Origin of the sequence: Nocardia sp. NPDC052566, assembly GCF_044547285.1 — a bacterium.
Taxonomy (GTDB): Bacteria; Actinomycetota; Actinomycetes; order Mycobacteriales; family Mycobacteriaceae; genus Nocardia.
Genome location: NZ_JBIUAF010000005.1, coordinates 68,723 through 80,923, shown reverse-complemented (window position 1 = coordinate 80,923; position 12,201 = coordinate 68,723). Strand labels below are relative to the sequence as shown.

Annotated in this window: 10 protein-coding genes; 7 read left to right on the top strand and 3 right to left on the bottom strand. The window is 65.2% G+C overall.

Going from position 1 to position 12,201, the window contains the following annotated elements; all coding sequences use genetic code 11:
* The first annotated feature begins 132 nt into the window (after nt 1-132).
* From sigJ to ACIG5A_RS25320, 6 genes are all read left to right on the top strand, one after another.
* Nucleotides 133-1,023 (top strand): RNA polymerase sigma factor SigJ, encoded by an 891-nt coding sequence (gene sigJ, locus ACIG5A_RS25345; protein ID WP_397244163.1) that lies wholly within the window; start codon nt 133-135, stop codon nt 1,021-1,023.
* 67 nt (nt 1,024-1,090) lie between these two features.
* Nucleotides 1,091-1,675, top strand: a complete 585-nt coding sequence (locus ACIG5A_RS25340) for a TetR/AcrR family transcriptional regulator (RefSeq protein ID WP_397244161.1) — start codon at nt 1,091-1,093, stop codon at nt 1,673-1,675.
* Nucleotides 1,676-1,783: 108 nt separating this feature from the next.
* Complete coding sequence (locus tag ACIG5A_RS25335; protein ID WP_397244159.1) at nt 1,784-2,272, top strand: FBP domain-containing protein; 489 nt, start codon at nt 1,784-1,786, stop codon at nt 2,270-2,272.
* A 92-nt stretch (nt 2,273-2,364) separates the two neighbouring features.
* Complete coding sequence (locus ACIG5A_RS25330; protein ID WP_397244157.1) at nt 2,365-3,183, top strand: hypothetical protein; 819 nt, start codon at nt 2,365-2,367, stop codon at nt 3,181-3,183.
* 135 nt (nt 3,184-3,318) lie between these two features.
* Nucleotides 3,319-4,182: an SAM-dependent methyltransferase gene (locus ACIG5A_RS25325; protein ID WP_397244155.1), complete on the top strand. Its 864-nt coding sequence runs from the start codon at nt 3,319-3,321 to the stop codon at nt 4,180-4,182.
* A gap of 430 nt (nt 4,183-4,612) precedes the next feature.
* Nucleotides 4,613-6,745 carry a hypothetical protein gene (locus tag ACIG5A_RS25320; RefSeq protein ID WP_397244153.1) on the top strand — a complete coding sequence of 711 codons (2,133 nt, stop codon included), beginning with the start codon at nt 4,613-4,615 and terminating at the stop codon, nt 6,743-6,745.
* 374 nt (nt 6,746-7,119) lie between these two features.
* Here ACIG5A_RS25320 and ACIG5A_RS25315 read toward each other — a convergent pair whose 3' ends face one another.
* The 3 genes from ACIG5A_RS25315 to ACIG5A_RS25305 all read right to left on the bottom strand — a co-directional run bounded on the left by ACIG5A_RS25315 (nt 7,120) and on the right by ACIG5A_RS25305 (nt 10,694).
* Nucleotides 7,120-7,647, bottom strand: a complete 528-nt coding sequence (locus ACIG5A_RS25315; protein WP_397244151.1) for a DUF6924 domain-containing protein — start codon at nt 7,645-7,647, stop codon at nt 7,120-7,122.
* Nucleotides 7,648-7,720: 73 nt separating this feature from the next.
* Nucleotides 7,721-9,508, bottom strand: coding sequence for a TerD family protein (locus tag ACIG5A_RS25310; RefSeq protein ID WP_397244148.1), 1,788 nt, complete (start codon nt 9,506-9,508; stop codon nt 7,721-7,723).
* A 190-nt stretch (nt 9,509-9,698) separates the two neighbouring features.
* Nucleotides 9,699-10,694 (bottom strand): RICIN domain-containing protein, encoded by a 996-nt coding sequence (locus ACIG5A_RS25305; RefSeq protein ID WP_397244146.1) that lies wholly within the window; start codon nt 10,692-10,694, stop codon nt 9,699-9,701.
* A gap of 333 nt (nt 10,695-11,027) precedes the next feature.
* Between ACIG5A_RS25305 and ACIG5A_RS25300 the strand changes: the two genes are divergently transcribed.
* The gene (locus ACIG5A_RS25300) at nt 11,028-12,188 is read left to right on the top strand and encodes a cytochrome P450 (RefSeq protein WP_397244144.1); all 1,161 of its coding nucleotides are present in this window, start codon (nt 11,028-11,030) and stop codon (nt 12,186-12,188) included.
* The last annotated feature ends 13 nt before the right edge of the window (nt 12,189-12,201 follow it).

Here is a 12,201-nt window from a genome sequence, read left to right as displayed (position 1 = left end):
CGCCGGGAATGTCAGGCCTCGCCCGCCCGTCGCCCGACCACCACCCCTCATCGAGACGCTTCGCGTCGCTCACACTTCGGGGCCCTGATTCGTCGGACTCGGTGAGGGATACACAGACCGGAGGAGCCGACCATGACCGACCCGCATCTACCCGCGGTGATCAGCGAACGCCGTCAGCTGATCAATCTCGCCTACCGGCTGCTCGGCTCGCTGGCCGAGGCCGAGGATGTGGTGCAGGAGACCTACGCGCGCTGGTACGCGCTGTCCGAGCGACAGCGGCGGGAGGTGGCCGCGCCCGGCGCGTGGTTCACCACGGTCGCCAGCCGTATCTGCCTGGATCTGCTCGGCTCGGCGCGCGCCCGGCGGGAACGCTATGTGGGCGAATGGCTTCCGGAGCCGGTGCCCGGCCATTCCGATTGGTTCGGTGGTCCCGTCCCGGCCGATCCCGCCGACCGGGTCACCCTCGACGAGTCGATCAGCATGGCCTTTCTCGTCGTGCTCGATTCGATGACGCCGGCCGAGCGAGTGGCCTTCGTCCTGCACGACGTGTTCCGCTTTTCCTTCGCCGAGATCGCCGAGGTCGTCGGCCGCACTCCCGCGGCGTGCCGCCAGCTCGCCTCCAGCGCCCGCCGCCGCATCGATGCTTCGCGGAGCCCGTCCACCACCGAACGCGCCGAGGTGGTGCGTGACTTCAAACGAGCCTGGGAGACAAGCGATATCGAGGCGCTGATCGCCCTGCTCGACCCGCAGGCGACCGCGACGGCCGACGGCGGCGGCCTGGTACTCGCCTTCCGCGACCCGATCACCGGCGGCGAACAGATCGCCCGCGCCTGGATGGAAATCGCCGCCCGCGGCGCCGAGCTGACCCTGACAGAGCGCACGGTGAACGGCCAGCCCGGCTTGGTCGCACAGCTCGGCGACACCATCGTGTCGGTATACGCCTTCGACATCGCCGACGGCCGCATCACTCGCATCTGGGTGATCCGGAATCCGGAGAAGCTGCGGCCATGGACGGCCGACTGAACCGTCCACGCCCACTTGATCCTATTGAGATTAGGTTTTATCTTAAGAGGGTCAGGAAGGAGGGTGGATGTCACCTCGGGTCGGATTGACCAAGGAGCGGGTCGTCGCCACCGCGGCGGCGCTCGCCGACGAGATCGGCTTCGAGAAGCTGACACTGTCGGCCGTGGCGCGCAAGGTCGGCGTGAAGGACCCCAGCCTGTATGTGCACGTGCGCAATCTGCACGACCTGCGGGTGCGGGTGGCGCTGCTGGCCGGTGCGGAGTTGAACGATCGGATCGGTACCGCGATTGCGGGCCGCTCCGGCAAGGACGCACTGATCGCGTTCGCCGACGCCTATCGTGCGTACGCGCTCGAACACCCGGGACGGTACGCCGCGACGCAGATCCGGATGGACCCGGCCGAGATGGCGGACGAGCCCGTGCTGTTGCGCAGTATCGATGTGACCGCGGCAGTGCTCCGCGGCTACGAGTTGGCGGACGACGAGGGGTTGGACGCGGCCCGCCTGCTACGCAGCACCTTTCACGGTTTCGCCACACTCGAGGCCGCGGGCGGCTTCGCGCACGCCCGCCCGACCGATGTCACCTGGCCGCACATCCTCGACGCGTTGCATCTGACGCTGTCGAACTGGCCGTCCTATACCGAATCCAGCTGATATCCGTGCCGCCGCATGGCGGTACCTCATCAATGTTGCCTGCTCTGCGACGAAATGAACTCTGTCGCATGGCCATTCCGCATGCCATCACCCATAAGGAGTCTCGCTATGCATCCCGTCACCGAACCCGAGATCAGATCGTCGTTCGTCAACTGCTCCAAAGGAGACGCCAAGCGACTACACGTGCCACGAAACCTGAACGAGAAACCCTGGGACGATCTCGATTTCCTCGGCTGGAGCGACCCATCTCTGCCGGGCCGCTGCTATCTCGTTGTCCCCCAGCAGGATCGGCTCACCGGAGTGGCCATGCGCTATCAACCCGGCGGTTCCGGCCGCGCCCAGATGTGCACCATCTGCCTGACCACCCACACCGGCCACGGCGTATCCCTCATGACCGCGCCCAAAACCGGCGAGTCCGGCCGCCTCGGCAATTCGATCGGCACCTACATCTGCACCGACCTGGCCTGTTCCCTCTACGCCCGCAACAAGATCCGCCCACCCCTCGGCGCCCGATACCGCGAAGACCTCACCACCGAGCAAAAAGCCGAGCGTGTACGCACAAACATCAACGCCTTCCTCACCAGACTCGAAAGTTGATGCCCGTTGGCGGGCAGCGCGTTTCGGGCTAGTCGTTCCTGCGTGCGGACCGAGGGACGCCACTCCGGTGCGTGCGCGCATACAGTTGCTTCATGATGGCCAGCCCGGCACGACCCGCAGTCATCTCCGGTGGCGCACTCACCGCGCTCGCCGCGGCACTTGTCGCCGCCTTCGTCGTCGCCCCTGGCACGCTGGCGGCGCGCTGGTCGGGCGGTTCCATCGATGAGAGCAACCTGCGTGGAGCACTTCGTGACGCGTTCATCGGGTATTGGCGAGCGGGCGAGCGGGGCTTTCCGCCGGACTTGGCGCGGGTTGTCGATTACTGGTTCCGGTATCACGTGGTCAAGGGCGTGATCGCGGCGGTCTTGTTGATCGTGCTTGTTGCGCTCGGCGTTCTGCTCTGGCGGGGTTTTCTCCGGGCCGCCGGGGTGGGCGATAAGGTCGCGCTCGGGTCGGGCGGTGTTGTTGTCACGGCGGTGGGGGTGTTGTCGCTGCTGGCGGTGATGGCCAACATTCAGGGGGTGGCGGCGCCGTTCTCTTCGCTGTTGCCGATGCTGGGGGTTGGCGAAGCCGAGGGTGAGCTCGGCGAGACGGTCGATCAAGTCAGGCAGCGGCTGGCCGACTCGTCAGATGGGCGGCCACTCGATGTGATGATCGGTGATTTTGCCCGATATCACGTGGCGATGGCGGTGATTGCCGCTATCGTGGCCGTCGTCTTCCTCGGCACGAGCGTGCTGCTGTGGAAGCGGTTCGCGGGCACGTCCGACAGGCGGGCGCGGTGGGTGTTCGGGTCGTTCGGCGCTCTCTCGGTGTTGTCGTCGCTGGCCATGTGCGGTGTCGTGGCGGCGAACACGATGGCCGCCGTGCATTCGGCGTCGGCTCTGCTCGGCTTCTTCAACGGCGGATGGTGATATCGGCGCATCGGGTCCAGAACATCTGAGCCCGGAATATATTCGTGGAGGACGTGTGCGGCGGCTGATGACTCGGAGCCGGTGTCACGTCGGAGCCTCCGTCCCGCCGCAGAATGCTGGCGAAAGGACGTCACGATGAGCTCGGGCAGGGGCGATCCGGCGAGTCCGTTCGACCGGCCCACCTCGGCACGCGCGTACGGGTGGATGCTCGGCGGGCAGGACGTCTACCCGGTCGACCAGAACATCCTGCTCTATGTGCTCGGCCGCTTCCCCGAATGCGTCGACATCGCCCGCCAGAACCGCCTGTTCCTGTATCGCGCGATCCGCTATCTGGTTCGGGAAGCGGGCATCACCCAGTTTCTCGACATGGGCTGCGGGCTGCCGACCGACAACAACGTCCATCAAGTCGCCCAGCGGTTCAACCCGGACGCGCACGTCGTCTACGTCGACATCGACCCCATCGTCCTGGCACACGGTCGCGCACTACTGGCCGGGCACGGGCCGACCACCACCGTCGTCACCGCCGACATGCGCATCCCCGAAATGGTTCTCGCCGACCCCGATGTCGGAGCGCTGATCGATTTCACCGAACCGGTTGCCGTGCTGTTCCTTTCGGTAGGCCACCACCTCAAGGACGTCGACGAGGTCGGACTCGGCGCGCGACATGCCGTGCGGCACATCATCGATACCGTCGCCGTACCGGGCAGCCACCTCGCCTTCTCCCAGGTCGTCAGCGACGACCCCGAACTCGGCGCCGTCTTCGCCGCGAGCATCGACGGCGCCGGAATCCCTTGGCAGAACCGCTCCCCCGCCGAAGTAGACGCATTCTTCGACGGCCTGGACCCCATCGCCCCCGGCCTCGTCAACCTCGCCGACTGGCACCCCGATCCCAGCCAACCCCCACTCGAACCGGTCCCCGAACAACTCCGCCGCTTCGTCGGCGCCACCGAACACCACAGCATCGTCTACGAATACGGTGGAATCCTGCGGAAACCGTAAGCCGCGGGCGCACGTTCAAACCCGTGAATACGCTACGGCGGATCAGCGTGGACTCGAGCACATCAGCGAACGTGATGATAGCGATTGAAACGAGCATTCCCGCCGAGATCGTAAGGCCGAAATGCCCCTGGGGCAGTGGACGAAACTGATATACAGCGTGGTGATCACGGTGCTCGACTCCATTCTCTTCGGCGTGATACTCGCCAGCAGGTCGCGCTCCTCCGGCTGAGTCCACCCCGCTTTTGCCCGGCTGCGGCATCGAGGGTGGTGGCAATAGTAAGCGTCAACGGATTAGTTGCCAGAATGATGCTGTTGAGAATCCACTGGCGGCAGCGCGATTCGGGATCGGTGAAGTCGGGGTCGGTTGGCGAGGTGATATCGAATGTGAAATAGCTTCTGGCGTAATGGGTTATCGGGTAGTATCGAAGATGTGTTCGAGACCTCGCTGAGCATTCTTGCCTACCCGGATCCGCGTGATCCGGGTAGCGCTGAGAGTTGCCTGACCGATCTCGAGAGTGCGCGGCGGATCGAGAATGTCGCGTGTCACCGGAAGGTGCTGGCGGCGCGGGGGTTGTGGGAGCACCGTATGTGCGATGCTGCCGTCGACGGTGAGGATGCGGTGCTGGCCGGTAGTGCGGCGGTGTCGGAGATGACGGCGTTGCTGCATTGTTCACATACCGCGGCGCGGGGTTTGGTCGAGGTCAGTGCGTTATTGGATGTGTTGCCTTCGACCGCGGAAGGGTTCGCGCTCGGTGAGATCGACTATGCGAACCTGAAAACCCTGTACAGCGTGTTCGACGATGATGCTTCTCCCGCGACGTTCGCGGCGTTGGATGGACGGATCCTGGCCGCGGCCAAACAGTTCAGTCCCGCGGTGCTGCGCGGGCAGGTATGGCGGATGTGGATGCACGCCAACCCGGAGGAAGCCGCTGCCGCGCGAGCGCGACGCGCCACCACGAATCGGTGTGCGTATGTGCGGCGGGCCAGCAATGGTTTGTCGTGGGTGTCGGCATGTTTGACCGACACCGAAGGCAGCCGTGTCGAAGCCCTGCTGACCGAGATCACCGCTACTGTTTGTTCGAGTGATCCCCGCACCCGCGGTGCGTTGCGTGCTGATGGATTCCTGGCGTTGATGCACGGTGAAGCCGCCCTGCTCTGCCAATGCGACAACCCTGAATGCTCACGCAAGAACCCCACCGTCACCACCCGGCGAGGCCCGTTGATGCAAGTCGTTGTCGATGCCGACACCCTGCTCGGGATGGCCGACAACCCTGGGGCTTTCGCCGACGGCACTCCCGTCGATGCCGAAGTCGCACGCACACTCGCCGAGGACGCGACCTGGCAAGCCATCATCACCGAGGTACGCGAGAGCCGCGCGGACAACGCCGCTGCTCCGGTTGTACGCGATGACTCGACTCGGCCAGTCGAATCGACCGATCCTTCACCCGCCGACGCCGACGCCGTGTTCGTGCGAGCGGCCTCGATGGACGACGAACACGCGTGTGTGCGTGCCGAAGACGGCGCACAACAACCGATCGTCACCGAAGCGTGCGCAACCCTCGCACGCAACACCCCGGCCTTCGACGCGCACGAAGAGCCGAACCGGCCTGCCGCATCGGCGAACACCGACGGCGACACGCACTCTCCCGCCAGCACGGTGGACGAATCGGCAGACGCGGTGGTCGGCAATGAATACAGCGAGCAAGCCGCTGCACAACAGGCCAACGATCACACCGCCCGAGACGCGGCACTGGCTGCGGCACTGGCCGAGATCGAAACCCTGTTCCCGGCAAACGAACTCGCCGACACCACACCCACCGCCCCCACACAACGGCGGTTCATCAGTCGCGGCCGCACCCATCAGCCGGGGCAAGTCATCCACCCCGCCACACCACCCAGTCCGAAAACCCCGGCAGAGATCCCACCCGGGGCCGCCGAACTCATCGAAGAATGGGCCGACGCGGTCGCGCGCGGACACCACCGGATCGACGGGCCGGAATCGGATGGGCACGGCGGGCACGAGCAGCCGCCACCCGGCGCCTTGGTGTATCGACCATGCGCCGATGTCGCCGCGATGGTGCGTGCCATCTATCCGACGTGTACCTTCCCCGACTGCACCGTGGCTTCACGCCGCTGCGAACTCGACCATGTCGTACCGTTCGACCACGGCAACCCCAGCGCAGGCGGATGGACCATCCCAGAGAACCTGCAACCACTATGTAAACGACACCACGATCTGAAATCACACCAATACTGGCGCTGCACCAACCTCGGCAACGGCGGCCACTACTGGCGACATCAATCCGGGATCGAACGAATCACCATGCCCACCACCGGATTCATGCCGCCCACCGAACCCGCACAGACATCAGAAACCGCCACCAGCGAACTGGCCCCCGCCCCCGCGCTCACCGATGGCGAACTGTTCTACGAACCAACCTGGTGGGAACTGACCATGGGCACCGACGACCACCCCGGCAACGACCCGTTCTTGATCGCCCACTACCGCGAACACCAAGCCGTCCTCGCCCACCGAGTAGGACGACAACCGGCACCATTTTGATCAGACCGAACCTGCTGTGGCTGCCCGGCGACAACGCGGAAACTGTACGGGCAGAAAGCATCTGGGACACGTAGCACTCAGGCGATAGGGTGTCGACAAGAGCGCCTACTTCGGCGGCGACCTCTGGCCCACATCAACATATCCTCGCCCGACCAGTGTCGAGTGCACGATCGAAGATATCAACGACGATATCGCCAGCGTCGGCCCACGGTGGGTAACCAGCAGTGCTGACACACCTTTCGTCTTCGACGTTCGGCTCGACATCCTCGGACCGATCACGACCGCGTGACTCAGCGTCGACCATGTCACCGACATGGTCTCAACCCCAAGACAACCCGGGTCCGCTCTGAGGTACGGACCAAGGGTCGGCGGCGTCAGAAACCGCGGAACACTCCCTGTGCGTCGACGTTTTCGGAGAAGTCTTCGAAGTCCATGTTCGACAGTGAGAGGTTGTTCTCTATGGACGCCATTTCGCTGGGTAACGTGCGGAAGGCAGGAAGGCCCACCGCATCTGGGTTTTCTCGGCTCGTATCAACCACGAGGATCGGGTGTTCGGGGTCGGTGATCGTTCGTTTGTCCACCAGGAAGAGGTAGTAGGGCGGGGGTGCGGGGACGAGGCTCTCCAGCTTTTCCACTGTCAAGGCGTCGAAGCGGCGGTCGTCGACCGGGGTGAGGTTGGCGTAGGCGAGTATTCCGTCACCGAGATCCCAGGGTTGCAGTGCCGCGTCCAAGACCGCGGCCCAGGCGGCATTATCAGTGAAATCGGTTCTGATGAACAGGGATTCGCCCTCCGGCAGCACCATCACGTTCTCCCTCTTCGCCGCGCCGGGATCCGTATCGCCCGAACACACGGCCATCACGATCACGGCCGACGCGCCCACCGCCATCAGCCCGAACCTCACAGGCCGAAAGCCTACCCACGCTCAGGGACCCAGGATTGCGCGGATCTGGTTGGCGGCGCGACGAGCCGCTTCGTCAACCGTTGACGTCGACTCCGTATCCGCGAGCCAGGCAGGCGAGGTCGGTGGGGTATCCCTGGCCGACGGCTCGTAGCCGCCAGACGTCGCCGCGGAGGTAGATCTCCGCGAGGAGCAGGGTTCGTTCCTCGGTTGCCGCGTCCAGCGTCGATCGCGCGAGGGGGCTCGACTCGGTTCCAGGTGCGGCTTCGATCTCGATGGCTCCGACATCGCCGAAGGTGACGCCCGCACCATCGAGGGCCGCGGCGACGACGATTCGGCGGCAGTGGCTCGGAAGTTCTTCCAGCGCAACTTCGATCGATTGTTCATTGGGGCCGTCCGCCGCCAGGCGGGAACCCTGGGTTTCGGGTTGGTTGTAGAAGACGAAGTCGGTGTCGCTCGCCACCCGCTCGGCACCGTCGAGCAGAAAAGCGACCAGATCGACTTCCCACGAGCCACTTTGGGTCCACGTCGCACGCAACGTCCACGTGTCGGCGGATTCCGTGACCGGCAGATCCACCACCTGTCCCCGGGCGAGCATCATCGGCTCAGCGACCAGTGGGCGATCAGGCCGCTCAGGTGCCGGGTCTTGCTCTGCGACAAGTAGTTCCATGCCGTGGATGGGCAATCCGAGCTCGACCGCTTTGGCGTGCCGGGTGTCGGCCTCCGCACCTGGTAGAGCAAGCACGTCGGTCACTCGCGCGGACATGTTCACCGCCGCGGACGCGCCGAGTTCACCGATCCGGGCCCGCGCGTCGGCGGCCTGATCGTGGGAGCCGCCGAGCACGAGAACCCGGCGTCCCGATAACGGACCCTCCACTTTCTTCGCTGTAGAAGCAGGTGTTCGAGAGCGCCCTGAGGACGCTTCCTTGGCGCGGCCAGGCTGAACATCGTCCAGCAGCATCAAGAACCGGGTCTCGTCCACCACCGGGGTACTGAACTCGATAGCGTTACGCGCCTTGCCTGTTGACGAGTTCGGGAAATTCGATACCAGCACGCTGGTCCGTCCGCTGACGTTGCCGGTCACCTCGAGACCGGCGGACTCGGCACGGCTGATGAGAATGTCCCGCTCGATCCGAGTGTCGCCGGTGAACGCGATCTTCATCCCCTGCACCAACCGCCCGCCGGACTCGAGCCGACCGGGATAGGCGTACGCGCACAACGGCTTCGGACCGCTGCGGGACGCGGGACGACGCCACGCACTCCGATAGTTCTCCTTCGGCGGACACGGCAGCAGCGGCGGCGCGATGCCCAGCCGCGCCGCATCGGCCACCAACGCGCGCAGCACCCCCACCAGGACACGGGTGTCGTCGAGTGCGTCGTGAGCCTTCGACTGGGGAACACCGTAATACGTCGCGAGAGTTCCGAGCTTGCAGTCCGGTGTCGGTGGCGACACCCGGCGCGCCAACGCCAGCGTGCACAACCGCTGATCGACGGGCAGAACGGATCCCGTCAGATCGAACTCGTGCGCCAGGAAGCCGTAATCGAACTGCGCGTTGTGCGCCACCATCACACGCCCGGTCAACATCGCCGAAAGTTCTTCTCGTACCTGCTCGAAAAGCGGCGATCCGTGCAGCACCTCTCTGGTCAACCCATGGATATGCACCGGACCGGGATCGCACCCCGGGTCGAGGAGGGTATGGAATTCTCGATGCACACCTCCGGCACCATCCAACGCCATCGCCGCGACCGACAAGACACGATGTTCCCCTGCCCGTAACCCCGAAGTCTCGACGTCCACCACGGTGAAAGATCCGAACCCCGCGTCAACAGGCGCCCACTGGGCGCCATTCGAATTCCCCTGCATGAGCTACGCATCGCGACTACCGACCCAAACGTTGCACTACCCCGCCGGAAAAGATGAAACTTCCGCCCGGAATCGCAACTCCATTACCGCACAACACTTTCCACCGCTGCCCCACCTCGCTGAACCAGCGGTTGGCGTCAACGCCGGAGAATCCGGACGGTGGTTGCCGAGGCGGCGCTCATCGGGCACCTCAGGTGGGTGGGATCAGGGTGATCAGGAATTCTTGGTCGCGGGCGCCGGAGCAGGGGGCTTGGATGATTTCGGTGAGGGGGGCGGTGTCTTGGTCGCGCAGGGAGAGGCAGTTGTCGGTGAGGGCGGGGCGGAGGTGGAAGTGGGCGGCGGCGGGTGGGCCGGTCGGTTCGACGCGGAAGCGTTGGGCCGGGTTGTCGTCGGCGCAGGCGTGGCGGGGTTCGAGTAGATCGCGGGCGGGGCCGTCGGTGAGGACGGTGAGGCAGCCGATGCCGAATGTCGGATGGTGCCATTGGATCTGCACCGTTGCCTTGCCGAGCGGTTCGAGGTAGACGCGGGGCGGAGATGCCTGATCACAAGGGCGCTGGACCGCTACGGCGGTGGGATAGCGCTGTGTTCGGTCGACGCCGTCGGAGAGGCAGAGCTCCGGTGTTCGGACGGGTTGAATCCAGGCCCAGCTGCCGACGGATGAGATCGCGAGTCCGGGAACGGGATCCACCGTGGCGAGGGTGACCGCGCGGTCGGGGCGCGAGAGCAGGGCCTGCACACCGAGCGTTCCCGCGACACCGACGGCTACCGCCATGAGCAAGTAGAGGAACTGGGGCCACCGCGCCGGCGGTCGCCGTAGCTCTTCCACCCGCTCGACGAACGAATCCTGCGGCTCGGTCACAGGCGTGGCGGTGGTGCCCATGGCGATGCGCCTGCGCGAGTCGAGCCACTGCCGCACCTGGTTGTCGTCGAGGCCGCAGGCACGGGTGAATGCGGTGACGAATGCTTCGCGCGGTAGTGTTGCCCGGCCGAGGGTTGTCGCGATCGTGCTCGACGGCAACGGGTTTCCGCGCGCGGCGGCTTTTCCTTGCAGTTGCCGGTATGCGAGTCCGGACCAAGTCTTCAATGCCCGCAGTGCGGCAACGTATTCGGCCGGGGTATCGGTGCGTTCGGGTTGCGGCCGATGTCCGGCCGAGGGGGCCGAGTCGGTCTCCTCCCCTTCCTCCATGCCCTCAGGATGACAGAAACTTCCAAACGGTAGAGCCAGGTTGACCGGAAATTGTCAGTCCGGGGCACCCCTATTTCTACTGTTCAAACACGTTTGCGCACTCGGTTCGACCTGTTCCGAACACTCCCGAACAGCGTCAACTCTTGTCGACAGCACATCGAAGCGGCAAGGCTCGTGATGACGTTGAACCGACAACGGTTGCGTGACAACGAATTCGAGATAGGAGGGTTCGCGATGGACTACCCACACTGAGCAGTAGATGAAGATTGACGTTGGGTGCCCAGCGCCTAGCGCGTTGGGCCCCAACATCATTCGTCACCGACAGGAGCTGCGGTGTCCGTCCACCTCACCACGAGCACGAACAACGAGATATTCCGCCCGCTTTCGCCGGAAATGCTCGCCGATCCCTACGCGGTGTACGCGCGGTTGCGCGGCGACGATCCGGTGCACTGGCACGATCAGCTCCAGGCGTGGATTCTCACCCGCCATACCGACTGCGTACGGGTACTCAAGGAGGTCGAGACCTTCTCCTCCGACCCGCGCAAACTCGGCAAACCTATTCCGCCCCAGATCATCAGCCTGCAGACGATGGATCCGCCCGAGCATTCGGTGATCCGCCATCACTTCGTCGCGGCACTCAAGCAGCGCGATCTCGCGACCTGGACCGATCAGGTCGCCGCGGCCGCGGACAAACTGCTGGCCGCCGTCGGCGACGAGCCGTTCGATTTCGTCGCCGATATCGCCGAGCCGCTGGCCTTGACCGCGATGTGCCTGCTCTACGGCGTCGACTATCCGCGCGACGACACCCGGTTCCGCACGGCCTCACGGACATTGGCCCTCGGCATGGATGCCGGATTGGCGCCGGACCGGCGCGCGCCCGCGCTCGCGGCGCGTGAGGTGATCAACGAGATGGTCCAGGAGTGGCTGGATCGCCAAGTGGGTGTGCCCGCCGGTCTTCACCAGATCACCACGGTGCCACGCGAATACATCGTCAACTCGACCCGCGCGGTATTCGACGCAGGCTATTCGACCACGGCCAACTTCCTCGCCAACGCGGTGCACTGGCTGCTGACCAACGGCCACACCGATATCCGAGTCTTCGGCGAGATGGACGCACGCGCGGTGGACGAGCTCGCTCGCCTCGTCGGCCCCGTGCAGGCGGTGAGCAGGCATTGCCATGCCGACACCGAACTCGGCGGTCGCGCATTCCGCCGCGGCGATGTGGTCGTCGCGATGATCGCCGCGGCCAATCACGATCCGGACGTATTCCCCGACCCGCGCACGGCCGATTTCCGCCGTGCCCCTAATCCTCATCTCGGATTCGGGCGCGGTGTCCATTCCTGCCTCGGCAGCCATATCGGCAGCCGAATCATGGTGGCGCTCAGCCATACCCTCGCCGCCAGATATCACCGGCTCGAGCTCGCGGGCGCATGCCGCCAGCGGCCGACGGCCACCCAGCGCGGGCTCGACCTGCTGCCGCTGCGGGCCCGCTGACCACCAGGGAGAT

Coding starts and splice junctions, on each gene's coding strand:
- sigJ (WP_397244163.1), top strand. CDS start 133: ATGACCGACCCGCATCTACCCGCGGTGATCAGCGAACGCCGTCAGCTG.
- ACIG5A_RS25340 (WP_397244161.1), top strand. CDS start 1,091: ATGTCACCTCGGGTCGGATTGACCAAGGAGCGGGTCGTCGCCACCGCG.
- ACIG5A_RS25335 (WP_397244159.1), top strand. CDS start 1,784: ATGCATCCCGTCACCGAACCCGAGATCAGATCGTCGTTCGTCAACTGC.
- ACIG5A_RS25330 (WP_397244157.1), top strand. CDS start 2,365: ATGATGGCCAGCCCGGCACGACCCGCAGTCATCTCCGGTGGCGCACTC.
- ACIG5A_RS25325 (WP_397244155.1), top strand. CDS start 3,319: ATGAGCTCGGGCAGGGGCGATCCGGCGAGTCCGTTCGACCGGCCCACC.
- ACIG5A_RS25310 (WP_397244148.1), bottom strand. CDS start 9,508: ATGCAGGGGAATTCGAATGGCGCCCAGTGGGCGCCTGTTGACGCGGGG.
- ACIG5A_RS25305 (WP_397244146.1), bottom strand. CDS start 10,694: ATGGAGGAAGGGGAGGAGACCGACTCGGCCCCCTCGGCCGGACATCGG.